The organism is Vibrio sp. S12_S33, from assembly GCF_963889785.1.
Lineage (GTDB): Bacteria > Pseudomonadota > Gammaproteobacteria > Enterobacterales > Vibrionaceae > Vibrio > Vibrio aestuarianus.
Map to the genome: position 1 here is coordinate 21,538 of NZ_CAWPQZ010000008.1, position 23,359 is coordinate 44,896.

Sequence of the window (23,359 nt, forward strand, 5' to 3'; positions counted from 1 at the left end):
GCAGCGTCTATAGTAAATTTTTCTCCTTGAATTTTCTACGCCACAGCGGTATAACACGCCCCCATTCGTTAAGTTAGTCGTTAAGTAAGAAGTCATCCTATGAATACACCATTTTGGCAAACTAAATCCCTGGAGCAAATGACTGAACAAGAGTGGGAGTCGCTTTGTGATGGATGCGGTAAGTGTTGTTTACACAAATTAATGGATGAAGATAGTGATGAAGTGTATTACACCAATGTCGCTTGCAGTTGGTTAAATAGCGATACTTGTTCGTGCAAAGATTACCCAAATCGATTTAATTCAGGTGAAGAGTGTTTAAAACTGACCCGCGATAAAATTGATGAGTTTAATTGGCTACCTGATACGTGCGCTTACCGCCTAATGTCGGAAGGGCAGCCTCTACCACAGTGGCATCCGCTAATCACTGGCTCCAAAGAAGCGATGCATGCCGCGCAAGAAAGTGTCCGTAACAAAGTGGTTTATGAAATTGATGTTATTGATTGGGAAGACCACATTTTAAATCATCCCTCACGTTAGGGAAATGAACTAGGCCCTTCCAGGCATTTAATGTCTGAGTAAATCGTTATGCTGCTAATTATGATGAGTGGTATTGATTTACTCAATAATCAGTGTGCGTTACCCAAGTAGGTTGAACCTTATAATAACAGTAGTAAACCGCCAATCGTTGCCGCAGCGGAAAGATATTGCCCTGCCGAATAGGAGTCATCTTCCTCTTCAGGGATCTTGTCTGGGTGGTCTAAGCCTAATGCACCGTGAGCAAAGGATTCTACTTTATCCCCAACGGTTTTTTCTTTGTTTTGGTCAACTTTGTTATCTTTTTCAAGCTCCTGCAACGCGGCAAGTAATGCTTTTCCTTCATCGGATAAAGTCACTTTATTCTGCTCGACTTTTAGCGGAGCAGCTGCGTTTGCCTCTGGTGTAGAGTTTGCTTGAGTTTTTACCGATTGACTTGAATACAGCTTAGCTGCGCCTGTTCCTACGGGTGTCATACTTTTCTCCTAAAATATGCCCTCAGACAATGTATCGACAGATATAAAAAAAACTTGTGCAAAAAAGTCGCAATTTGTATGAAATAAACACAAGCAAAAACCGCGCCTATTTATCCGATCAAATCAGACAAAAGACGCAGTCTATTTGATTGGCTATTTACAGGAGAGTTCTGCGTTTCGTGTAGCAAGTTGTTTATAGGCTTGCATACGATTGTTTGGTTGGATAAAAGCAGTGGGAACAGGTAGCACCTCCAGTTGAAAATCTGGAGAAAGCGGCTGAATTTTTTCAACTGGGGTAATAACAACGATCTTCAAATTTGGATTGCGACGCAAAATAGAATTTGCAGTACCTAATCCCTGCTGTGTATGGAATTTACCTGCAATATGCATGACTTGTGAGTTAGGGTGATCAGTCAAATATTCAACAATACTTTCTGCCATGGTTTCATCCCAGGTGATTTGTGCAGCAAACTGATTTTCTGTTTGTTCGGCAGAGCCGTGATGCATCGATGCCATGAATTTTTCTTTATATAAAGATGAAGACATATCAACTTGTCTGGCAACATGTTGCCGTTGTTCTGCTGGCAACCTATCAAGATATTCTATGCCGACTTTTCCTATGCAGCGCACAATCGATTTAGGAGCATTCGCCGCAATGGTGTCGATGTTATGCGCTTTGGCGTATTCAACCAGTGGGCGGTAGTCACTTTCATAATTTGGCCACGCATTCGCTTGAGAGGTAAGGTATTGTTCACCAATTTCGCCTGCAAGATAACGATTGAGTACTAGTTGGCTATCGCGTGAAAATTGTTCCATAGACAAAGCGACATCTCGTTTTTGTAGGTTGAGTTGTTCGAGTAGATCAGTTTGAAAGCGGTGGATAGCTGGGTGCGTATGCCATTCTCCAACCAAAATAACATCAGCATTTTTAAGCGCTTGAGGTAGGGCTGTGAGAGCGATTGGCTCTCCTTCAGGCGAGGCTAGTTGGTAATCATAAAAGTGTGTAATTGGCTTAGTCGAGTATGTTGTACAGCCCATAAGCCATAGGGACAAAGCAAAATAAATAATCGTGCGCATGAGGGCCTCCATTTAAGTTTCAGATAGTAATGGAGGCGTCGTTAACTTGCAATATAATGAGAATTGTTATCAGTTATTCTTTCTGTAAACGCTGATCATAAAATCCGCCTCACATTCAAATATCTCGGCGTTTTTCAAATGAGATCTTAATTCATCACTGGCTCGCCATGCAAACGGGGTCATCTGCAATAAATCAAAGGCATCAGAGCCGCTAAGGGACATTGTATAATTAAGCTGTTGTTGGTGTTCTAATGTGAATCCAGCGATGATTTCAGGTGTTTCATCATGCAGCTGTACGGTTTGATAGATACCTTGTTTGAGCTGGTATAAATGGCGACCCGCTGGCGTAACGGTAATTACGATACCATTAGCTTGAATGCATCGGTTAAGCTCATCAGCTTTGCACGGCGCATAAATCCGCAAGACACCATCAAGTGAGTGATCTGCGAAAGGTAGGCGATGGCTTGATGCGACAACAAAATTGACATTCGGATAACGCTTGGCGGCATAGCGAATCGCGATTTTAGAGATGTCTAAACCATAAGTGGTTGCCTGTGGTGCTTGCTCTGCCAGCGAATGCGCGACAAACTGAGTGTAGTAGCCTTCACCGCAGCCAATATCTAAAAGTTGGTATTGTGAACCTTGCAAATAGTCACGACATAACTGGGTAACAGCTTGACGCATCGGGTCATAATGTCCACCTTCAAGAAAGCGGCGTCTTGCTTGCATCATCTCCTTATTGTCACCGGGATCTTTTGAACGCTTGTGCTGCACAGGCATTAAATTCACATAGCCTTCTTTTGCGCGGTCGAACTGGTGATTTTTTTCACATCGGTAGTTTTGTTGATTGAGTGCAAGAGGCTGGTGGCACAGGGGACATTGGTAAGTCATAACGACCTCATGGAGATATTCAAGGCGGCAAGTTTAACGGTATTAGCGTTAAATAAAAAGGGTGGGAAAGTACCACCCTTATATGATTGCGCTTATACAGAAAGACGAGTGATCAACTGGTGGCTTTCACCGGGTTGCAAGGTTTTACCTGCAGACAAACAAGGTGCATGTAGTGTTGATTCAACACATAACATGGTTTGGTAGCCATCATCAGGCATGTCGGCCATTGATTGTGCTCCTGCTGCCCAGGGGTTCCAAAGTACCGCCGAGTTATGGCCGCTATTTTCAACAGTCAGTGTTCTATTGAGTTTAGCGTCAGCAACCTTAATTTGAGCTTCTGGCGCAGTATAAACACGGTCAATGGTATCGGTGAGGAGTAATTGTTCACCGCCTTGACATACCTTCGCATTTTGTAGGCTATCGATATATTCACGGCCCATACCAGTGGTGGTAGTTTGCCTAATATCGCCAACATTGAGATAAGTATGCAGTGCGCCAGAGAACGTCCATGCTTTCTCATCAGTGTTGGTGACTTCAAGGGTAAGATTTAATGTATCACCAATTTCTACATACAGACGTGTTTGGAACTGATAAGGCCAGATAGCCAACGTATCGGCTGTTGCTTCCAGTCCAAGAACGACGATGACGCCGTGATCGTTTTCTTTATGTTCAACCAGCGTCCATTCACTAGTACGTGCAAAGCCATGAGCTGGTGCGGCAATACGGCCAAACCATGGCCAACAAACAGGAATACCGCCTCTTAGTGCTGCTTTTCCATCAAAAATTGCACTATCACTCATCCAAATAAGATCATCTTTGCCAGATGGGGTGAATGACACAACGTGGCCGCCATGTAAGGCAATACCTGCGGTTGCTTTATCGTGAATAACACGAACGATTTTCACACCATCTTTTTCAACGATGGTGACGTTATCAGAAAGAAAAGTAAGCGTTGGAAGAGAGTGTAAGTCCATAAATGCCGTTCCTCATGCAGTTCCTGCCAGACAAACGGGTAAGGAACCAGTTGGAGTTGTCCAAAGCGAGTCCCTAGGTAAAGGGACAGATACTAAAAAGGCGACACAATGGCCGCCTTTGTTCTCAACGAATTTCTTCGCTAAACACTTACATTATTTAGAAACGTGAGCGATTAGGTCTAGAACTTTGTTTGAGTAGCCGATTTCGTTGTCGTACCAAGATACAACTTTAACGAAGTTGTCAGTTAGAGCGATACCAGCTTTAGCATCGAATACTGAAGTTTGAACTTCGCCGATGAAATCTTGAGATACAACTGCATCTTCAGTGTAACCAAGAACACCTTTAAGCGTAGTTTCAGAAGCTTGCTTCATTGCAGCACAGATAGCTTCGTAAGATGCACCTTTTTCTAGGTTAACTGTTAGGTCAACTACAGAAACGTTAGCAGTTGGTACGCGGAAAGCCATACCAGTTAGTTTGCCGTTTAGTTCTGGAAGAACAACGCCTACTGCTTTAGCTGCACCAGTTGAAGATGGAATGATGTTTTGAGAAGCACCACGGCCACCGCGCCAGTCTTTAGCTGAAGGACCATCTACAGTTTTTTGAGTCGCAGTAGTTGCGTGAACTGTAGTCATAAGGCCTGAAACGATACCGAAGTTGTCGTTTAGAACTTTAGCGATAGGTGCTAGACAGTTAGTAGTACAAGAAGCGTTAGAAACGATGTCTTGGCCTGCGTAAGATTCGTGGTTAACACCCATAACGAACATTGGAGTTGCGTCTTTAGATGGACCAGTTAGAACAACTTTCTTAGCACCAGCAGTGATGTGCTTACGTGCAGTTGCGTCGTCTAGGAATAGACCAGTTGCTTCAGCAACTACGTCAACACCGATTGCATCCCACTTAAGATCTTCAGGGTTACGCTCAGCAGTTACACGTACAGTTTTACCGTTTACTACTAGGTTACCGCCTTCAACTTCAACAGTACCGTTGAAACGGCCGTGAGTTGAATCGTACTTCAGCATGTATGCCATGTAATCTACGTCGATAAGGTCATTGATACCTACAACTTCGATGTCATTGCGCTCTTGCGCTGCACGGAATACGAAACGACCGATACGGCCAAAACCGTTAATACCTACTTTGATAGTCATTGTAGTTGCTCCACAACTTAATTTCTGATTAAAGATAAACTGGTAGTAAAATTACAAAATCCAGTAAACATCTGCAACAGATAATCGGACTTAACTTGTTTAAAGTCAAAAAAAACTGTCGCTTTTTTTCACAATCCATCGCAAGTGATTAAAATTTAGACTTTAAGTAGCTTTCGATTACTACCAGTTGGCGTAAAATACTTTAGAGCTCTAAAGCATTTAAGAAATTCTAAACCTACCGTTTTACGGAGAGAAAGTATGTGCTACAAAGAGCTGGCTGTGCAAGTTTTTAGCGCAAAAAGAATGGTCAAATTTTGAGAAAAGGAAGTTTTGTTAAGTGGAACGAAAGGTCGAAAACACCATGAAGCCCGATGAATACTGGCGTGAGAAGCTGACTGATGATGAGTTTTATGTATGTCGTAAGCAAGGAACTGAAGCTCCATTCAGCGGCAAGTTATTGCACAATCGTGATACAGGGGAGTATGTATGTACTTGTTGCGAAGCGCTGTTATTTACTTCTACCAATAAATACGATTCAGGTTGTGGTTGGCCGAGTTTTGATGCGCCAATTAACGACACCGCTATTCGCTATTTAGAAGATAGAAGTCACGGAATGGTACGTACGGAGATCCGTTGTGCTCAGTGTGATAGTCATCTTGGGCATGTTTTTCCTGATGGGCCAAAGACGACGGGTGAACGATTTTGTGTCAACTCTGTGTCGTTAATTTTCAACAAAAAGTGAAAAAGCGGTGAGTTTCTCACCGCCTTTCGTTTTATCGTTACAGGTTTTAAAGCTAATGAGTGGTAGCCCTATGCTCTTGTCTATTTGAAACTGCAGCGGTGTTGGCTACGTTCGCTTACCCCAATCACATCGTTTATCTACGCTCATGGGGATGAACTCACTTGGTGCCTACCTGCAACTTGAAGTTGTTTGGGTGTTTATAACTCTGATAGATTCGAAGGCATAAGAGACGCTTTGAATTGCCCATTTTCGATCGCCTCTGTTATTTGATCCGCAATGAGATCTAACCTATCGAATTTCTCTTGAGTGAAGCCATACAGTAATTCAAGCTCGGCTTCTGAGGCGACAGGTACATTGAATGCCTTACCGACCATCGCCCAAATGTACGCTTTTTCTTTATGTTTCAGGATCTGATTGGTGCTTGCCAAAGATTTAATAATCTCGATATTAACTGGTTTACCTTTGCTGAGTTCAAGTGAGTGAGTAAGTAAGGCAATACTTTTCTCTCTATTTCTGTTGGTATAAAAAGTAGCAAGCGCATACTGCATTTCTGCATTTTCAAGCTCAGGTTTTCCTTCTAACTGTAAGAATTGACGTTGAGCTTGTTTGTCACCGATTTGACTCCACAAAAAGTAAAGTGATTGTGCTGAGTGTGATTGTTTCAGTTCTTTAACGATGCGATCCAGATCATTCCCCGAATTGACCAGAGCCTCAAAACGTTGTTGTTTAAGCTTGGTTTGGTCTATGGCTTGAATTTGGGAGGCGAGCTCAAGGCATTTTCGATAAGATTTGACCAAACCATATTCTTCAATTTTGTTTTTATCTGTAGGGTTCTTTAGTACCTCAAAGCGGTGCCAAATTAAATCAGTACGAGGAATTCTGCACTGACCATCATCCATATTGAGCTGTTCACAGCGTAAGTTTGGATTATCAGCGCAGAGCTTTTCAGTATTCTTATTGTTTTCAAAGCAGCCACTAGCAAGCAGTGGAAAGCAAAGAATTAGCGTAATTTTTATGCGGTTCATTGTCTTAGCTTGTGATCAAATACACTTATTTATTTGGCTTGCCTTGACTCAATAGATTGGCAAGTTATGTTTGTGATGAATTTGTTAATCAAGGACACATCATGGATGCCAACCAATTAATTAACGCCATCACACCTGAAGCTTATGAGCGTTTATTACACGCTGTGGAAACGGGTAAGTGGTCTGAGGGTACACCACTTTCTCAAGAGCAGCGAGACTCATGCATGCAAGCTGTGATGTTGTATCAATCTAAGCATAATCTAGAAGCAGAACATATGACAGTTGCCGCCGGTGGTGAAATTAGCTTGAAGTCAAAAAGTGAACTGAAAAAGCGCTTTCAAGAAGGGCAAGAAGATATCGTGCGAGTTAACCCCAATCACGATTAAGCTAACAGTGTTCAAGGTGATATTAAAAAGCCCTATCTAGATAAGACGGGGCTTTTTATTGTTCAAAGTTTAATGCAGATGAAATTATACCAACGCCTTATAGGCTCATTTCACCACGCAGTACTTGCTGCATTTTTGTTTTAACTTCCTCATAGGAGAGGTTTTGGCTAAGTAAGTAGTGAAGTTTTGCTAATGCAGCTTCTGGCGTCATGTCATAACCGCTAATTACACCTGATTCTGCCAGTGCACAACCCGTCGCGTAGCCACCCATGTTGACTTTGCCTGCTAGGCATTGCGTTAAGTTGACAACAATTACACCACGCTCAGAGGCTTCTTTTAAATGACCTAATAATTCAGGGTTTTGTGGTGCGTTACCGACACCGAAGGTGAGCAAAATCATTGCATTTACCGGTTGCAATAAGGTGTTGCGAATAACCTCGTGTGAAATACCTGGGTACATCGTAATCACTCCAATTGGTTGCGGGGTGATGTTATGGACTTTAAAAGTACCTTGAGGTTGCTCGTTGACCTTAACACTATTGCTGATTTGGATGTTAATTCCAGCTTCGAGTAAAGGAGGCAAGTTTGGTGAAGTAAAGGCATTAAAACCATCGGCGTGAGATTTCACACTGCGATTGCCTCTCATCAATTGATTGTTGAAGAATAACGTCACTTCATTAATGGGATAATTGGCCGCAATATGTAAGGCATTAAGTAAATTTGCTTGGCCATCAGAACGAAGTTCAGCCAGCGGAATTTGCGAGCCAGTCACGATGACAGGCTTACCTAAATTTTCTAGCATGAAGGAGAGCGCAGATGCCGTGTAGGCCATGGTATCGGTACCATGTAGGATCACGAAACCATCGTATTTATCATAATTATCACGAATATCGTTGGCTATTTGTTGCCAATCTTCAGGGGTCATGTCGGAAGAGTCGATCAGAGGATCGTATTCGTGGATGGTAAACTCAGGCATTTCAGGACGGTGGAACTCGGGCATGCCTGCTAATTGTTTTTCCATGAATCCCGCAATTGGGACGTAACCATGGTCGGATTTTAGCATACCAATAGTGCCGCCAGTGTAGGCGATGTAAATATGTTTTCTTGCCATTGCTAGAAACCACTCGTATAGGGGGGAACAGAGCGGCGATTATAGCGTATTCAATCAATATAAAAAGGGGCGCTTTACACAAAGCGCCCTAGAGTATTATTTAGTTAATAACAGTTATTTTTACTGTACTTGGCAGTTAAGACAGAACGCATATTGTCCTTTTGGATCATTAAAACTGCTGAGTATATTGGCATCTTGCACCAGTTGTTTGGCTGCTGGTTGTAGTGTAGCTGGCAGTATCAAAGATACATCAAACTCAAAGTGAGCTTGTACTTGGCTCATGATATCTTGCAGGAACTGTTGTGCCGGAGTGAGTGGTTCTTCTACCCAGTAAATATTATAGGTTTCCAGATTCGCTAATTCCGCTGCCAGTTTTACCGCGTCATCAAAGTCACCCATTTGGTCGACTAACCCATGGTCCATTGCATCTTGCCCTGTCCAAACACGACCTTGAGCGACGTGGTCAACTTGCTCGGTAGATAAGCTGCGGTTTTCACCGACAAGGCTAATGAAACGTTGGTAACCGTGTTCTATGCCTAATTGAAGTGCATCAGCTGCACCTTTTGGTAGGCCGGTGGTCACCCCAACGCCAGAGAATGGAGATGTACCGATCCCATCAGTATAGACCCCCAGTTTATTGAGGCCTTTTTCAAAGGTAGTGATGACACTGAAAATACCGATTGAGCCTGTTAATGTGGTTGGTTGAGCAACGATTTTATCTGCGCTCATCGAAATCCAATAACCACCAGAAGCCGCTAGGCTCGACATGGAAACCACGACCGGTTTTCCGGCGTCTTTCAATGCTTGGATCTCGTTACGGATGATTTCAGACGCAAAGGCACTACCTCCAGGGCTGTCGACTCGCAACACAACGGCTTTTACTTTATCGTCATTACGTGCTTGGCGAAGTAAAGTTGCCGTTGTATCGCCACCCACAGTGCCGCGTGGCTGGGAGCCATCCATAATCGCACCACTGGCCACAACAACAGCCACATCATCCATCTCACTATTAAATTGCGGTGTTATGGTCGCTTGGTATTCGTAGTAACTCATTGCGTTGTAGCTATCTTCGCCATTGCTACCGAATACTTCGGCTAATTCACGGCGTACTTGCTGGCGAGTGGCGAGTTCGTCGACCAAACCGAGTTTTAGCGAAAGTGCGGCAAGGTCACCATTAGTGGCTTTTAGTTGAGCAAGGAATTGATCCATTGATGGGTTAAGCGTTTGGGCATCAATTTGGCGATTGGTTGAAACATCATCGATGTATGCGCCCCATAACTGCGTTAACCAACGAGAAGCTGACTCTTTGGCAGCCTGTGACATGTCATCGCGAATAAAAGGTTCAATGGCAGATTTGTAAGTGCCAACACGAAAGACGTGCGTATTGACATCTAACTTTTCTAGCAAGGTTTTATAGTACATAGAATACGCACTATAACCTTTGAGCATCACCGCACCATCAGGCGCTAAGAACACTTTGTCAGCGTAGCTGGCTAAGTAATATTGACTTTGGTTATAGAAGTCACCAATAGCGTAAATTGGTTTACCCGCCGCTTTGAACTCATTGAGTGCTTTAGCTATGTAGCGCAACTTAGTCAGGTTCGTCTCAGGCATTTCACCTAATGCTAAAATTAAGCCGGTGATTTTTGAGTCATCCTTTGCATGGCGAATAGTGTCAACCACGTCAAACAATACATTTTCTTTTGGCAAATCCTGACCAAAAAATGAACCAGCTACCGAATCCATTGGATTCACATAGGAGCTTTGTTCAACGATAGGACCAGACAAATTGAGCACCAAGGCCGATTCTTTGCCTACGGTCGGAAGAGGGGATTCTGCATGTACATACAAAAAATAAATAATGGCGATACTGAGTAAAAAGAATATGTTGGTTAAAGCCACTCTTACAAAAGTAATAGCTTTCCAAAACCCTTTAAAGATCAATCCGATAAATCGAAATAGTGATTTCATTGCCTCTCCACTGCGGTTATTCGCTAGCGTGTTAAATGAATAGAAGGGAATACCCTTGAGATATGAATGAGTTACATCCTACGTGATCTAGTATACCCAAACAACCGCAAGATTGATCGGTGTTACAAAAATGTAAACACTTGTTTGATTTTTATTGACTCTGATAATATTCTGGTCTGACCACGAAGCATAATTATAAAAGTGAAGTCAGCATGTACCCACACCTATTACAGCCATTAGATCTAGGATTTACTCAGTTACGTAACCGTGTATTGATGGGATCAATGCACACTGGATTAGAAGAACATAAAGAAGGACTCCACAAACTCGCCGCCTTTTATGAAGAGCGTGCGAAAGGTGGGGTTGGACTGATCGTAACTGGCGGTTTTTCGCCTAATTTACGTGGTCGACTTCATCCTTTTAGTGCCGAGTTTAGTAAAGTGAAGCACGCTCGTTCCCACAAAGTGGTCACTGAAGCGGTTCACCGTCAAGGTGGCAAAATAGCATTACAACTGCTTCATGCAGGCCGATACGCGATGCATCCTTTTGCTCAGAGTGCATCAGCGATCAAAGCGCCAATCGCGCGTTTCGCACCGAGCGAAATGAGTGTTCGTCAAATCAAAAAAACCATCGATGCCTTTGCAAATAGTGCTGAATTGGCGCACTTAGCTGGTTACGATGGCGTGGAAGTGATGGGTTCGGAAGGTTACCTTATCAACCAGTTTATCTGTAAGCGTACCAATATGCGATACGACGATTGGGGTGGTAGTTATGAAAATCGCATTCGTTTTCCCTTAGAAATCGTCAAGGCGATACGCGCCGCGGTTGGTAAAGATTTCATCATAATTTTTCGTCTTTCGATGCTGGATTTGGTCGAAGAAGGCAGCACTTTTGAAGAAGTATTAACGCTTGCTAAAGCATTAGAAAAAGCCGGTGTGACCATTATCAATACTGGTATTGGTTGGCACGAAGCACGTATCCCAACCATTGCCACGCAAGTGCCACGCGCTGCATTTACGTGGGTAACAGAGAAAGTGCGTCCTCATTTATCGGTTCCTGTGGTGACTTGTAACCGAATTAACACACCTGAAGAGGCGGAGAAAATACTGGCATCTGGCCAAGCTGATATGGTCTCAATGGCTCGTCCATTTCTCGCCGATCCTGAATTTGTGAGCAAAGCCGAGCAAGGAAAAGCGGCGCTGATTAACACCTGTATTGGCTGTAACCAAGCTTGCTTGGACAATGTATTTAAAGCGAAACGTGCCAGTTGTTTAGTCAATCCTAGAGCCTGTTACGAAACTGAAATTGTGGTGCAACCTGCCAAAAAACCCAAGAAAATTGCTGTGATAGGGGCTGGGCCTGCCGGTTTGTCATGCGCCACAACCTTAGCAGAAAGAGGCTATCAAGTTGATTTGTTTGAGAAAAACGATCGAATCGGTGGTCAATTTAGACTAGCAATGCAGATCCCCGGTAAAGAAGAGTTTCGAGAAACCATTCGTTATTTTGCCAATCTAATTGATGAGACGGGCGTCAAGCTTCATTTAGATACTAAGGTCACTTTCGATATGCTGCAAGGCTATGATGATGTGGTTATGGCCTCTGGTGTGACCCCAAGAAAAGTTAGTATTGAGGGTATTGAAAACCAAGAAAAAGTGGTTGATTACCAAACCTTGATTCGCGAAAAAACACCCGTAGGCGAAAAGGTTGCAATAGTCGGGGCTGGTGGCATTGGTGTCGACATTGCCACCATGTTGACTGAGCCGCAAGATCACACACTCGATGATTGGCTACATGATTGGGGGATCGATAAAGAAATCGCTCACCCTGGTGGCTTGTACCCTTACCCAGATTCATTGAGTGATAAAACGGTTTGGGTTTTACAGCGCCGTAAGGGACGTGTGGGCAAAGGGCCAGGTAAAACGACAGGTTGGATCCACAAACGCACACTTGAGAAACGCGGAGTGCACTTACTGGGTGGCGTGAGCTATGAAAAGATAGACCCATACGGATTGCATATTTCTATTGATGGCAAGCAACAATTACTTGATGCAGACAAAATTGTAATTTGCGCTGGTCAAGAATCAGTTCGTCCGTTTGAAGATAAGTGGGATTCGTTAGGTGAAAAATTACATGTGATTGGCGGTGCTGATTACGCTGGTGAGTTGGATGCGGTACGCGCTATTCGCCAAGGTGTCGAGTTAGCGACGAAATTGTAATACCCAATCACTAAATAGGAAAAAGCGCTGAATTCAGCGCTTTTTTGATGGTATCCAATTCGCTTTTCTTCGGTCAAAGTACCTAAAGAATAACGGTTTTGTTGCCATACACAAAAACGTGATCGTTCACTACTTTATTGAGTGCTTTGCTCAATACATTCTTTTCTACATCGCGTCCGGCTTGTGCCATATCTTTTGCACTAAAAGTGTGATCAACAGGAATGACATCTTGTTTGATGATTGGGCCTTCATCTAAATCGTTGGTAACGAAGTGTGCTGTTGCACCGATGATCTTAACGCCACGCTCATAGGCTTGTTGGTAGGGTTTTGCACCAATGAAGGCTGGCAAAAAGCTGTGGTGGATGTTAATGATTTTGTGATGATAGCTCTCAACAAATGTCGGTGTTAGTACGCGCATGTATTTCGCAAGAACCAAGTAATCTGGCTGATATTGGTTGATCACTTCAAGCAGTTTTTCTTCGTGCTCTGAGCGGTTTAGTCCTTCGTGAGAAACGCAGTGATAAGGAATATCAAACCGTTCAGTCAGACTTTGTAGAGTATCGTAGTTGCCCACAACCGCGGCAATCTCGACATCTAAACTGCCATCGAAGTTCTTCATTAAAATGTCACCGAGGCAATGTGCTTCCTTTGTGACCAAAATCACTACGCGTTTACGTGATGAATCTACGAGTTTACGCTTGGCTTGAGTAGGTAGCGCTTGATCAAGGTCAGCAAGAAGCGTCGTATCATTGAAGTAACCTTCAAGTTCGGTACGCATAAAAAAGTGACCGCTTGTGTTATCAACGTACTCATTATTTTGGATGATGTTGAGTTGATGTTTATAACAAATGTTGGTGATTTTTGAGATTAAGCCTGGTGCATCGCTACAATGAGTCAGGAGAGTCTTTCTTTCCATTATCTAATACTTCCGTGATTGAATTCTTTTATTCTAAAAACTAATTCGAGCGCGCATGAACGGTGATGCACTCCACAATATAAGGGCTATAATTAATCTATTATCAAGTTGGTTTCAATAAATAAACGGGTTAACCGTTAGGCTTTAGCTTATTTTCTTCTTCATGAGAGTCTTAAGGCGGTATTTATGGATAAAGAACTCCTTGCACGCAAACTGTACGTCGAAAGAGTGAGTGCATTGATGGGCGATCAGCAGATCGATGAAATTATCTTGGAAGACATGTGGGAGATCCGAGCATCACCAGCCGACGCAGCTAAAGCAATGACCCAAGCTGAAAGTGGCTATGAAGCGCCGATGTGGCTGTCACGTTACCTCAATCGCAAATAGAACATCCCTAACCGGCGTGAGTCATCGTTCGATTCGCGCCGATTCATGAAACCTGCCATAATGCCCCGCAACGAATACTTAGCCCTATTTTTAGATGATCGCAAAAACCTTTTCTTCGCAGGGTGCACTCGGTAAAGCCATTCCTGGTTTTCAAGCACGACAAGCACAAATTGATATGGCTGAAGCTGTGGCCAAGGCCATTACCCAGCAATCACAATTGGTGGTTGAAGCGGGAACTGGAACGGGGAAAACATTCGCTTACCTTGTCCCGGCATTGCTCAGTGGTAAAAAAACCATCATTAGTACAGGGTCTAAAAACCTACAAGAACAGCTTTTTCACCGAGATTTACCGCTAATGGTTGATGCTCTCGGTTTCTTTGGTAGTGTCGCATTGTTAAAAGGTCGTGCGAACTATTTGTGCCTTGATAGATTAAGCCGACAAATGATTGAAAGTCACACCAATGAAGCAGATCCGCAATTATTGACTCAATTGGTTAAAGTTCGTAGTTGGTCATCAGAGACCAAAAGCGGTGATTTGGGCGAGTGCGATGAACTGCCTGAAGATAGCTTAATTATCCCAACCATTACCTCGACCAATGATAACTGCCTAGGTAAAGAGTGCCCAAGTTACGTTGATTGCTTTGTATCCAAAGCGCGAAGAAAGGCGATGGATGCTGATGTGGTTGTTGTTAATCACCACCTTTTCCTTGCTGATCTTGCTATCAAAGAAACCGGATTTGGCGAATTAATCCCTGAGGCGGAGGTGTTCATCTTTGATGAGGCACATCAATTGCCAGATATTGCCAGTCAATATTTTGGTCAGTCTGTCTCAAGTCGCCAAGTTCAAGAGCTAGCGAAAGATATTGAAATCGGTTATCGCACTGAAGCTAAGGACATGCGCCAGTTACAAAAAGTAGGCGATAAACTAACTCAATCGGCGATGGAATTGCGTATTGTATTGGGTGAACCGGGTTTTAGAGGCAATTGGCGTGAAGCCTTATCTTCCCCATCTGTCGCACGTGAATTAAGTCGATTGCGCGAGAGTTTAGATTTTGCGATTGATGTCCTGAAACTGGCTTTAGGGCGTAGTCAATTATTAGATACTGCGTTTGAGCGAGCTAACCTCATTAAAGGGCGTATCGACCGAGTGTGTGATGTTTCTATCACCGGTTATTCCTATTGGTATGACACGACACCGCGTCACTTTAGTTTGCATATTACCCCCCTCTCTGTGGCGGATAAGTTTCATGAGCAGATAGAACTCAAGCAAGGTTCGTGGATATTTACCTCCGCGACGTTGGCGGTGAACGATGATTTTAGCCATTTTACCCATCGTTTAGGCTTGAAGCCGCAGGCGCAATTTTCTTTGTCTAGCCCGTTTGATTATGAGCAGCAAGCCAAGCTGTGTGTGCCACGTTATTTACCAGAACCCAATAGTGCTGGGCTGGCGGATAAATTGGTGCAAATTCTTGCGCCTGTTATAGAACAAAACCAAGGGCGCTGTTTCTTCTTATGTACCTCACACAATATGATGCGCGAATTAGGAGTGCGTTTTAGAGAAGTACTAACGGTTCCAGTACTTTTACAAGGGGAAACCAGTAAGCAAAAAACCTTAGCGGAGTTTATGGAGCTAGGGAATGCGTTGTTGGTGGCAACTGGCGCATTTTGGGAAGGGATTGATGTTAGAGGTGACGCCTTGAGCTGTGTTATTATTGACAAACTTCCGTTTACTGCACCTGATGATCCGCTATTAAAAGCGCGGATTGAAGATTGCCGCTTGCGAGGCGGAGACCCATTTTCTCAAGTACAATTACCGGACGCGGTCATCACGCTAAAACAAGGCGTAGGGCGTTTGATTCGAGATAAGAATGACAAAGGGGCGCTCATCATCTGTGATAACCGATTAGTGACCCGTGATTATGGTGGGATATTCCTTGCCAGTTTACCGCCCATTCCTCGTACGCGAGATTTGGATAAAGTGAAAGACTTCCTTAGTCAGATTTCAGTAACAACACAAAATAATTAGAGATAGTAATGAGCGCAAAAATTCTTGCCTTAGACACAGCAACAGAAAACTGTTCTGTTGCATTGATGGTTGGCGACAAACTGTATGTTCGCAGTGAAGTTGCACCACGTGATCACACCAAAAAAATCCTGCCAATGGTCGATTCGGTTCTAAAAGAAGCAGGCATCCGCTTACAAGAACTGGATGCATTAGCTTATGGTCGTGGTCCGGGAAGTTTTACCGGAGTGCGCATTGGCATTGGAATTGCACAAGGTTTAGCGTTTGGTGCTGACTTACCAATGATCGGTATTTCAACCTTGGCAGCAATGGCGCAAGGTGCCTATCGCCAACACGGTTATCAAGAGGTTGCGTGTGCTATTGATGCCAGAATGAATGAAGTGTATTGGGGGCGCTACTTGCGTCAAGAAGATGGCTCTTGGAGTGAAATCGACAGTGAGTGCGTGATTCCACCGAGAGTGCTAAGCCAGCAGTTAGCGGCAGATGATAAGACTTGGGGTTGCGCAGGTACTGGTTGGGCGGCGTACGCCGAGGAACTGGAATCACTCCCCATTGCTTGTAAAATGGGCGAAGTACTTTACCCAGATGCACAAGATATCGTCTATCTTGCACAATATGAATTTGCCAAGGGAAATACTCTATCGGTAGAAGAGTCTAGCCCAGTCTATTTACGAGACAAAGTGGCTTGGAAAAAACTACCTGGCCGCGAATGATTTACAGTGAGTAGGGTTGTATGCCAATCCTACTCAAATAGAACAGGAACAGTATGGTTTCAATTAATAGTTTACCTCCTTCGATAGTGCCGGGGTCTAATAAGACCAATAGAGCAAATAAGAAAAATGAGGTAAGAAAAGGCGATACTAAAGCTGCGTTTGGTCAAACAACCAAGGTGGCTAATGCTGTTTCTCATTCGATCCGTCAAGTACAAGAAGCTGATATTCAGCGCGCAACCCTAGAATATGATTTACCCGAAGGGCGAGCCAGAAAAGCGATGGAAGAGTATATGGATGTGATGAATCAAGCAAAAAAAGAGGAACTTGCTCAGATGCTTGGGGTCGACATTTACATCTAACATAATAAGGTCACTATCATGCGCGCTGCGAGCAAAAGGTTTTTTACCCATAGAACCTTTATCCATAAAACACCAGCTAGTAACAAGCTACTTCGTCACTCCGGTATTGGTAGAATATTACTGCTTTTATCTTCCGTGCTTCTAATTAGCGCCTGTTCTAGTTTGCCGGAAAACCTCAAAGCAAGTGGTGAGAATGTGTTTACCGACTACAGCAGTTGGGTAAATAGCTCAGCTGCTGTGGGCAGTGAAGTTCGGCTTGGCGGTGTGATTGCCAATGTCACGAACTTAACCAATCAAACGCGTATTGAGGTGGTGAACTTACCGATTAGTTCATCTGGAAAGCCCGATATCAGTCAAGAGCCTCAAGGTCGCTTTGTTGGTTACATCGACGGTTTTGTCGATCCCGTTACTTATGCTAACGGTCGTTTGATTACGGTTATTGGGGTTGGTTCGCCCGCAGAGCAAAAGAAAGTAGGCGAATATCAATACACTTTTCCTGTGATGGCGGTCAAAGGCGCTCATCTGTGGCGTATCGAGGAGCGGGTCATTGTTAATGAAGTCGGTTCCTATTTGTCACTGTGCAATGGCCTATACTGCCGTCAAAGAGCGCCAAGTTCCCGAGAAGGTCGTGTGGTTCAACAGGTCAAATGAACATTCAACAAAAGCGTTATTTCCTTGAGCAAGGTTACATTGCATCACAGGAAATTGGCAATGCACAAACGGCCGAAGTCTCGGTCGTTTTTTTACATGGTTGGCTAGATAACTCATCCAGTTTCTTAACTACTATCAATGAGTTAAGTTGGCGGCTTTTTGGCGCACACCTTTGCGCAATCGATTTGCCTGGCCATGGCCTATCAAGCCATAAATCAAACGACAATTTTTACCCTTTTCACGACTATATTGACGACATTTACCAACTTTTGCTTAATTTATCACCAAACAGGTTAGTGTTGGTTGGGCATTCTCTTGGTGCTTTAATCGCAAGTTGCTATAGTGCCGCCTTTCCTGAGCAAGTCGCAGGATTAATTCAAATTGAAGGGGTGGGGCCACTAGCTGAATCGCCAGATAAAAGCGTAACTAGGTTACGTAATGGTGTGCTGAGTCGACAACGGATCCGACGTAAGCCAAAGCGTTCACTTCCCACCTTGGAAGATGCGATAGCTCGCCGATCAGCAGTTAACCACTTGGATGCGAAATTGATTCGTCCTGTTGTCGAGCGAGGAATAGAACAGCAAGGCGAACAGTGGGTTTGGCGGCATGACCTAAAATTAAATAGTGACTCACTATTTAGGATGTCGTTTGAGCATGCTCGGCAATTTTTAGGGCAAATCCAATGTCCACATCGGGTCATTCTTGGTGATCAAGGTTTTGGCTATTTAAAGCAAAATTGTGACTGTTTAGCCAATAATCACTGTGAAATGTTCACTATTTCTGGTGGTCATCATTGTCACCTTGAACAACCTTCACAAGTCGCAGAACTAATCTTTGGCTTAGTTAACAAAATTTAAACAAGTGTTTGAGTGTTTCGTGCTCATACACTTTGGTTATGCTGTAATAGCAAAAATAAAAATATTGCCGTAGAGCAGCAGCCAATAACGAGGAGTATTACCGTGGATAAACCTTGGCTTTCACGTTACCCAAGTGACGTACCGGAAACCATCAATCCAGATATGTATCCATCTTTGGTGGAAATGTTTGAACAATCTGTCCATAAGTATGCCGACCAGCCCGCTTTTATGAATATGGGCTCAGTGATGACGTTCCGTAAACTGGAAGAGCGCAGCCGTGCTTTTGCCGCTTACTTACAAAATGAGCTAAAGCTGAAAAAAGGCGATCGAGTGGCGTTGATGATGCCAAACTTGCTGCAATATCCCGTTGCATTATTTGGTGTACTTCGCGCAGGCATGATTGCAGTTAACGTGAACCCACTGTATACCCCTCGTGAACTTGAACATCAACTCAATGATGCCGATGCAAAAGCCATCGTTATTGTGTCTAACTTTGCCAACACGTTAGAGCAAATCGTTGATAGCACCCCGGTTAAACATGTGGTACTTACAAGCCTTGGGCAGATGCTACCAAGAGCCAAAGGTACGCTCGTTGATTTCGTTGTGAAATATGTCAAAGGGATGGTACCAAAATACGACCTGCCAGGGGCAATCTCAATGCGTAAAGCATTACATAAAGGTCGTCGTCTGCAATATGTGAAACCATTCATGTCGGGTGATGATATCGCCTTTTTGCAATACACCGGTGGCACTACTGGGGTCGCGAAAGGTGCAATCTTGACCCACAGAAATATGATTGCCAACGTACTGCAAGCTAAAGGTGCTTATGGCCCTGTTTTAGCTGAAGGGCGCGAGCTTGTGGTGACAGCATTGCCGCTATATCACGTATTTGCGCTAACCGTAAACTGTTTGTTGTTCGTCGAAATTGGTGGTCGCAACCTTTTGATTACCAACCCAAGAGATATTCCAGGCTTTATTAAAGAACTGCAAAAATACCCTTTTACTGCCATTACTGGGGTGAATACGCTCTTTAATGCACTGGTCAATAACGAAGATTTCCATGAGCTTGATTTTAAAAATCTTAAGTTGTCAGTAGGTGGCGGTATGGCAGTGCAGCGCGCTGTTGCTGAGCAGTGGAAAAAAGTAACCGGGATTCATCTGCTTGAAGGTTATGGTTTAACTGAATGTGCTCCTTTGGTAACCGGTAATCCTTATGATTTAAGTGATTATTCTGGTGCTATCGGTTTGCCAGTGCCGTCGACTGAAGTCCGTATTGTTGATGATGAAGGTAATGTCTTAGCGTATGACCAAGTGGGTGAGCTGCAAGTACGCGGACCACAAGTGATGCAAGGTTATTGGCAGCGACCTGAAGCGACAAAAGAAGTCATCAATGCGGATGGTTGGTTATCTACTGGCGATATTGTGAAGTTTGATGAACAAGGCATGCTGTATATCGTTGACCGAAAAAAAGACATGATTTTAGTTTCTGGTTTTAATGTTTATCCAAATGAAATTGAAGATGTCATTGCCCTGCATGGCAAGGTATTGGAAGTTGCAGCGATTGGACAGTCACACGAAGTATCAGGTGAAGTGGTGAAAATCTATGTTGTCAAACGAGATCCTAGCCTAACCAAAGACGAAATTATTACGCATTGCCGTAAGCATTTGACGGGTTATAAAGTGCCTAAATTGATTGAGTTTAGGGAAGACTTACCTAAATCTAACGTTGGTAAGATTCTACGCCGAGTGTTGCGCGAAGAAAATGAAGCTCAGCAAGCAGAAGTAAAGCGAGCATAAGCGTCAAGCCAGCAATAGAAAATAGTGATAGAATGCCGACAAAATTGTCGGCATTTTTATGTCCCCCATCGTGGGCTGCCCAAAGTGAGCCATTTGTGAATTATCAAATCATTACCCAATTGAACGACCTTCAGCGAGTATGCCTTGCCGCACGTGATGCAGACTTAGTGATGCTCGACACCGAATTTGTCCGTGTCCGTACCTTCTATCCGCAACTCGGCCTTATCCAGTTGTACGACGGTGAGAATCTCTCATTAATTGACCCATTGGCTTTTGATGATATGGCTCCGTTTGTTGAGTTGTTGCAAGATGTCTCTGTATTAAAGGTGCTACATGCTTGCGGTGAGGATTTAGAAGTCTTCCACAACGCATTTGGGTGTGTTCCTTTCCCTATGGTCGATACGCAAGTGATGGCGGCATTTTTAGGTCATGGACTCTCAACCGGTTTTGCCGCACTGGTGAACGAATTTGTTAGGGTTGAGTTGGATAAAAGTGAGTCGCGAACTGACTGGCTTGCCCGTCCATTATCGCAAAAGCAGTTAGATTACGCTGCCGCTGATGTTTTCTACTTATTACCCATGTATCAACAACTGTTGGAAAAAGTGACTCAAGCTGGCTGGTGGGATGCTGCGCAGCAAGAATCAGAACTGCTCACTGTTAAACGTATTAAGAATACCAATCCTGAATTTGCTTATCTTGATCTTAAAGGGGCATGGCAGCTATCACCGAAGCAGTTGGCAATTCTGAAACCGTTGGCAACGTGGCGTTATGAAGAAGCGGTGCGCCGAGATATAGCGTTAAATTTTGTGGTTAAAGAGGCCGATTTGCTCACCATTGCTCGCTTGGGGCTGACTAACCCTAATCGTATGATTGAGGAGGGGGCTGACCCACGAGGGATTCGTCGCCATAGTGATAAAATCATCGCCTTGGTCAAAGCGGGGCAACAAATCTCTGCTGACCAATATCCGCCTCAAATCGAACCGTTGATGGACTACCCAGGTTATAAACAACTGTTTAAAAAGTTGAAAGATGAAGTCAAAGCGGTTTCTCAAACAACAGGATTAGCGACAGAGTTTTTGGCATCGAAAAAACAGTTGAATCAACTGTTAAGTTGGGTGTGGAAGAAAGAGCGAAACCCTGAAAAATTACCGGATGTTATGCAAGGCTGGCGTTTACCTATCTTAGGTGAAAAGCTTAATAAACTTGTTTAATTTCTCAAGGCCAACCATTTTAAGGATCAAAATGACAGCAACAGCTTACCTTAATGATTTGAACCAACGTTATCTTGCCATTCATCGCACGAAAGAAGATTTCTTTTGGGATACCTATATGGGTATCAGTGATGATCATCAAGGCTCGACTCAAGCTCAAACTCGTTGGACGCAATTTCTCAGCAACGCAGGGCATATTGCTGAAATAAAGCAGCAATTGGTTCAAGCGGAACGTATTACTAACGAAGAAGAAAAGCAAAACACAGTTATTGGTTTAAATGGTTGGCTCGCCATGTTTCAAGCGCATGCGATTGAGTCAGAACACGCTCAAGCGTTAAAGGCTGATTTAATTAAATTTGAAGCTGAATTATTTGAGAAAAAACAAAACCATGTGATGACATTTACTAGTGAGCAAGGTAAACGTATTGAGGGATCATTGCCAGTTGTTGGCTCGACGATTCGTACCAATAACCATGAAGCTGTTCGCCAAAGTGCTCATCAAGCCTTGCTAGATCTTGAACAGTGGTTATTGCAAAACGGTTTTTTAGAGTTAGTGAAGCGGCGTAATCGGTTTGCTCAGTCACTTGGATATAAAAGCTTTTTTGATTATTCAATCAACAAAACGGAGCAAATGACAACCGAGCAACTGTTTAATATTTTAGATGATTTTGAACAGCGTACCCGCGATAGTCATCAGAGCAGCTTAGCGATGCTGGTACAAGCAAAAGGGGACCAAGCACTCGCAGGGCATAATTTTGTGTATTCTTTTGCCGGTGATGTGATGCGTGAATTAGACCCTTACGTGCCATTTTCACAGTCGTTGCGCCGTTGGATTGAATCCTTTGGTCGCTTAAATATTGATTATTCTGGCGCGGAATTGACGCTCGACTTACTTGATCGCAAAGGCAAGTATCCTAATGGTTTTTGTCATGGACCCGTGCCATCATTTTATGACCAAGGAAAGTGGATTGCGGCGAAGGTCAACTTTACTAGTAATGCAAAACCTGACCAAGTTGGAAGTGGCTATGATGGCATCAATACCTTATTCCATGAAGGTGGGCATGCCGCACATTTCTCTAATGTTAAGATGAATGCGCCATGTTTCTCTCAAGAGTTTGCGCCAACTTCAATGGCTTATGCTGAAACACAATCAATGTTCTGTGATAGCTTGCTCACCGATGCTGATTGGTTAAAAAGCTATGCGCTTGATGCTCAAGGTAACCCAGTACCTGATTCAATTATTCAAGCGATGATCAAGAGCCGTCAACCGTTTAAAGCATATGAAGAACGTAGCATTTTGGTGGTACCGTATTTTGAACGCGCGTTGTATGAATTAAGTGAAGAGGAATTAACAGCGGAACGTGTTACCGCTCTTGCTCGTGCTACGGAACAAAAAATACTCGGTCTGGCTTGCAGTCCACGTCCATTGATGGCGATTCCTCATTTATTGTCCGATGAAGCATCGTGCTCTTATCAAGGCTATTTGTTGGCACATATGGCGGTATATCAAACACGAGCTTTCTTCACTCAAAAATTCGGTTACCTGACTGACAATCCTGAAATTGGCCCATTGTTAGCTGAACATTATTGGCAAGCTGGAAATAGTGTGTCGCATAATCAAACCATCGAGAAACTGACCGGTGAAGGTTTCAATGCTAAATACTTAGCGGATGTCTGTAACCTATCGGTCGAGCAAGCATGGCAACAAGAGTTACAGAAGATAGAGCGTCTGGCTGATAGAACGCAAATTCAACCAGCCTCACTCAATGCCACAATTAAAGTGGTCGATGGGGCACAAGAATTAGCCAGTAATACTCATTCTGACGATGAAATGTGCCGTCAGTTCGAGCAGTACATTGCACAACATTATGGTTGTTAAGCTATAGTGTTGTT

22 protein-coding genes are annotated in these 23,359 nt (G+C 43.6%); 13 read left to right on the forward strand and 9 right to left on the reverse strand.

Annotation, left to right across the window (positions count from 1 at the left end; genetic code table 11):
* Positions 1–99 precede the first annotated feature (99 nt).
* On the forward strand, positions 100–537 hold the full coding sequence (locus tag AACW06_RS05685) for a YcgN family cysteine cluster protein (protein WP_192074356.1): 438 nt from the start codon (positions 100–102) through the stop codon (positions 535–537).
* Positions 538–656: 119 nt separating this feature from the next.
* On the opposite strand, the gene AACW06_RS05690 is transcribed toward AACW06_RS05685, so the two are convergent.
* The 5 genes from AACW06_RS05690 to gap form a co-directional block, all read right to left on the reverse strand.
* Entirely contained in the window at positions 657–1,010 is a 354-nt protein-coding gene (locus AACW06_RS05690; protein ID WP_192074357.1) for a hypothetical protein, read from the reverse strand.
* Positions 1,011–1,163: 153 nt separating this feature from the next.
* Positions 1,164–2,087 (reverse strand): ChaN family lipoprotein, encoded by a 924-nt coding sequence (locus tag AACW06_RS05695; protein WP_192074358.1) that lies wholly within the window; start codon positions 2,085–2,087, stop codon positions 1,164–1,166.
* Between the two features lie 69 nt (positions 2,088–2,156).
* Positions 2,157–2,978 (reverse strand): 23S rRNA (guanine(745)-N(1))-methyltransferase, encoded by an 822-nt coding sequence (gene rlmA, locus AACW06_RS05700; RefSeq protein ID WP_192074359.1) that lies wholly within the window; start codon positions 2,976–2,978, stop codon positions 2,157–2,159.
* 92 nt (positions 2,979–3,070) lie between these two features.
* A complete protein-coding gene (locus tag AACW06_RS05705; protein WP_192074360.1) occupies positions 3,071–3,952 on the reverse strand; it encodes a D-hexose-6-phosphate mutarotase in 882 nt (293 codons plus the stop codon).
* 153 nt (positions 3,953–4,105) lie between these two features.
* Positions 4,106–5,101, reverse strand: a complete 996-nt coding sequence (gap, locus tag AACW06_RS05710; protein WP_053310168.1) for a type I glyceraldehyde-3-phosphate dehydrogenase — start codon at positions 5,099–5,101, stop codon at positions 4,106–4,108.
* A 337-nt stretch (positions 5,102–5,438) separates the two neighbouring features.
* Here gap and msrB point away from each other — a divergent pair, with 337 nt between their 5' ends.
* A complete protein-coding gene (gene msrB / locus AACW06_RS05715; protein ID WP_192074361.1) occupies positions 5,439–5,843 on the forward strand; it encodes a peptide-methionine (R)-S-oxide reductase MsrB in 405 nt (134 codons plus the stop codon).
* A 197-nt stretch (positions 5,844–6,040) separates the two neighbouring features.
* Here msrB and AACW06_RS05720 read toward each other — a convergent pair whose 3' ends face one another.
* Positions 6,041–6,868, reverse strand: a complete 828-nt coding sequence (locus AACW06_RS05720; protein ID WP_192074362.1) for a DUF2989 domain-containing protein — start codon at positions 6,866–6,868, stop codon at positions 6,041–6,043.
* A 101-nt stretch (positions 6,869–6,969) separates the two neighbouring features.
* On the opposite strand from AACW06_RS05720, the gene AACW06_RS05725 reads away from it, so the two are divergent.
* Entirely contained in the window at positions 6,970–7,254 is a 285-nt protein-coding gene (locus AACW06_RS05725; protein ID WP_192074363.1) for a YeaC family protein, read from the forward strand.
* A 97-nt stretch (positions 7,255–7,351) separates the two neighbouring features.
* On the opposite strand, the gene ansA is transcribed toward AACW06_RS05725, so the two are convergent.
* Both ansA and sppA read right to left on the reverse strand, forming a co-directional pair.
* Complete coding sequence (gene ansA / locus AACW06_RS05730) at positions 7,352–8,365, reverse strand: asparaginase (RefSeq protein ID WP_053310164.1); 1,014 nt, start codon at positions 8,363–8,365, stop codon at positions 7,352–7,354.
* Positions 8,366–8,485: 120 nt separating this feature from the next.
* A complete protein-coding gene (gene sppA / locus AACW06_RS05735) occupies positions 8,486–10,336 on the reverse strand; it encodes a signal peptide peptidase SppA (protein WP_192074364.1) in 1,851 nt (616 codons plus the stop codon).
* Positions 10,337–10,548: 212 nt separating this feature from the next.
* On the opposite strand from sppA, the gene AACW06_RS05740 reads away from it, so the two are divergent.
* Positions 10,549–12,552, forward strand: a complete 2,004-nt coding sequence (locus AACW06_RS05740; protein ID WP_192074365.1) for an NADPH-dependent 2,4-dienoyl-CoA reductase — start codon at positions 10,549–10,551, stop codon at positions 12,550–12,552.
* A gap of 82 nt (positions 12,553–12,634) precedes the next feature.
* On the opposite strand, the gene purU is transcribed toward AACW06_RS05740, so the two are convergent.
* Positions 12,635–13,468, reverse strand: a complete 834-nt coding sequence (purU, locus tag AACW06_RS05745; protein WP_192074366.1) for a formyltetrahydrofolate deformylase — start codon at positions 13,466–13,468, stop codon at positions 12,635–12,637.
* Positions 13,469–13,654: 186 nt separating this feature from the next.
* On the opposite strand from purU, the gene AACW06_RS05750 reads away from it, so the two are divergent.
* The 9 genes from AACW06_RS05750 to AACW06_RS05790 all read left to right on the forward strand — a co-directional run bounded on the left by AACW06_RS05750 (position 13,655) and on the right by AACW06_RS05790 (position 23,345).
* Positions 13,655–13,855, forward strand: a complete 201-nt coding sequence (locus tag AACW06_RS05750) for a hypothetical protein (RefSeq protein ID WP_192074367.1) — start codon at positions 13,655–13,657, stop codon at positions 13,853–13,855.
* A 94-nt stretch (positions 13,856–13,949) separates the two neighbouring features.
* Positions 13,950–15,881 (forward strand): ATP-dependent DNA helicase, encoded by a 1,932-nt coding sequence (locus tag AACW06_RS05755; protein ID WP_192074368.1) that lies wholly within the window; start codon positions 13,950–13,952, stop codon positions 15,879–15,881.
* A gap of 8 nt (positions 15,882–15,889) precedes the next feature.
* On the forward strand, positions 15,890–16,591 hold the full coding sequence (gene tsaB, locus AACW06_RS05760; RefSeq protein ID WP_192074369.1) for a tRNA (adenosine(37)-N6)-threonylcarbamoyltransferase complex dimerization subunit type 1 TsaB: 702 nt from the start codon (positions 15,890–15,892) through the stop codon (positions 16,589–16,591).
* Positions 16,592–16,644: 53 nt separating this feature from the next.
* On the forward strand, positions 16,645–16,950 hold the full coding sequence (locus AACW06_RS05765) for a chromosome partitioning protein ParA (RefSeq protein ID WP_192074370.1): 306 nt from the start codon (positions 16,645–16,647) through the stop codon (positions 16,948–16,950).
* An 18-nt stretch (positions 16,951–16,968) separates the two neighbouring features.
* Positions 16,969–17,601: a Slp family lipoprotein gene (locus AACW06_RS05770; protein ID WP_192074371.1), complete on the forward strand. Its 633-nt coding sequence runs from the start codon at positions 16,969–16,971 to the stop codon at positions 17,599–17,601.
* 2 nt (positions 17,602–17,603) lie between these two features.
* Positions 17,604–18,458: an alpha/beta fold hydrolase gene (locus tag AACW06_RS05775; protein ID WP_192074420.1), complete on the forward strand. Its 855-nt coding sequence runs from the start codon at positions 17,604–17,606 to the stop codon at positions 18,456–18,458.
* Positions 18,459–18,560: 102 nt separating this feature from the next.
* The gene (fadD, locus tag AACW06_RS05780; RefSeq protein ID WP_192074372.1) at positions 18,561–20,255 is read left to right on the forward strand and encodes a long-chain-fatty-acid--CoA ligase FadD; all 1,695 of its coding nucleotides are present in this window, start codon (positions 18,561–18,563) and stop codon (positions 20,253–20,255) included.
* A 95-nt stretch (positions 20,256–20,350) separates the two neighbouring features.
* Positions 20,351–21,466, forward strand: coding sequence for a ribonuclease D (gene rnd, locus AACW06_RS05785; protein WP_192074373.1), 1,116 nt, complete (start codon positions 20,351–20,353; stop codon positions 21,464–21,466).
* Between the two features lie 31 nt (positions 21,467–21,497).
* Positions 21,498–23,345: a M3 family metallopeptidase gene (locus AACW06_RS05790; protein ID WP_192074374.1), complete on the forward strand. Its 1,848-nt coding sequence runs from the start codon at positions 21,498–21,500 to the stop codon at positions 23,343–23,345.
* Positions 23,346–23,359: the final 14 nt, after the last annotated feature.

Excerpts from the sequence above, each read along its gene's own strand:
- AACW06_RS05685 (WP_192074356.1), top strand. The coding sequence starts at position 100 with ATGAATACACCATTTTGGCAAACTAAATCCCTGGAGCAAATGACTGAA.
- AACW06_RS05690 (WP_192074357.1), bottom strand. The coding sequence starts at position 1,010 with ATGACACCCGTAGGAACAGGCGCAGCTAAGCTGTATTCAAGTCAATCG.
- AACW06_RS05695 (WP_192074358.1), bottom strand. The coding sequence starts at position 2,087 with ATGCGCACGATTATTTATTTTGCTTTGTCCCTATGGCTTATGGGCTGT.
- rlmA (WP_192074359.1), bottom strand. The coding sequence starts at position 2,978 with ATGACTTACCAATGTCCCCTGTGCCACCAGCCTCTTGCACTCAATCAA.
- AACW06_RS05705 (WP_192074360.1), bottom strand. The coding sequence starts at position 3,952 with ATGGACTTACACTCTCTTCCAACGCTTACTTTTCTTTCTGATAACGTC.
- gap (WP_053310168.1), bottom strand. The coding sequence starts at position 5,101 with ATGACTATCAAAGTAGGTATTAACGGTTTTGGCCGTATCGGTCGTTTC.
- AACW06_RS05720 (WP_192074362.1), bottom strand. The coding sequence starts at position 6,868 with ATGAACCGCATAAAAATTACGCTAATTCTTTGCTTTCCACTGCTTGCT.
- AACW06_RS05725 (WP_192074363.1), top strand. The coding sequence starts at position 6,970 with ATGGATGCCAACCAATTAATTAACGCCATCACACCTGAAGCTTATGAG.
- ansA (WP_053310164.1), bottom strand. The coding sequence starts at position 8,365 with ATGGCAAGAAAACATATTTACATCGCCTACACTGGCGGCACTATTGGT.
- sppA (WP_192074364.1), bottom strand. The coding sequence starts at position 10,336 with ATGAAATCACTATTTCGATTTATCGGATTGATCTTTAAAGGGTTTTGG.
- AACW06_RS05740 (WP_192074365.1), top strand. The coding sequence starts at position 10,549 with ATGTACCCACACCTATTACAGCCATTAGATCTAGGATTTACTCAGTTA.
- purU (WP_192074366.1), bottom strand. The coding sequence starts at position 13,468 with ATGGAAAGAAAGACTCTCCTGACTCATTGTAGCGATGCACCAGGCTTA.
- AACW06_RS05750 (WP_192074367.1), top strand. The coding sequence starts at position 13,655 with ATGGATAAAGAACTCCTTGCACGCAAACTGTACGTCGAAAGAGTGAGT.
- AACW06_RS05755 (WP_192074368.1), top strand. The coding sequence starts at position 13,950 with ATGATCGCAAAAACCTTTTCTTCGCAGGGTGCACTCGGTAAAGCCATT.
- tsaB (WP_192074369.1), top strand. The coding sequence starts at position 15,890 with ATGAGCGCAAAAATTCTTGCCTTAGACACAGCAACAGAAAACTGTTCT.
- AACW06_RS05765 (WP_192074370.1), top strand. The coding sequence starts at position 16,645 with ATGGTTTCAATTAATAGTTTACCTCCTTCGATAGTGCCGGGGTCTAAT.
- AACW06_RS05770 (WP_192074371.1), top strand. The coding sequence starts at position 16,969 with ATGCGCGCTGCGAGCAAAAGGTTTTTTACCCATAGAACCTTTATCCAT.
- AACW06_RS05790 (WP_192074374.1), top strand. The coding sequence starts at position 21,498 with ATGACAGCAACAGCTTACCTTAATGATTTGAACCAACGTTATCTTGCC.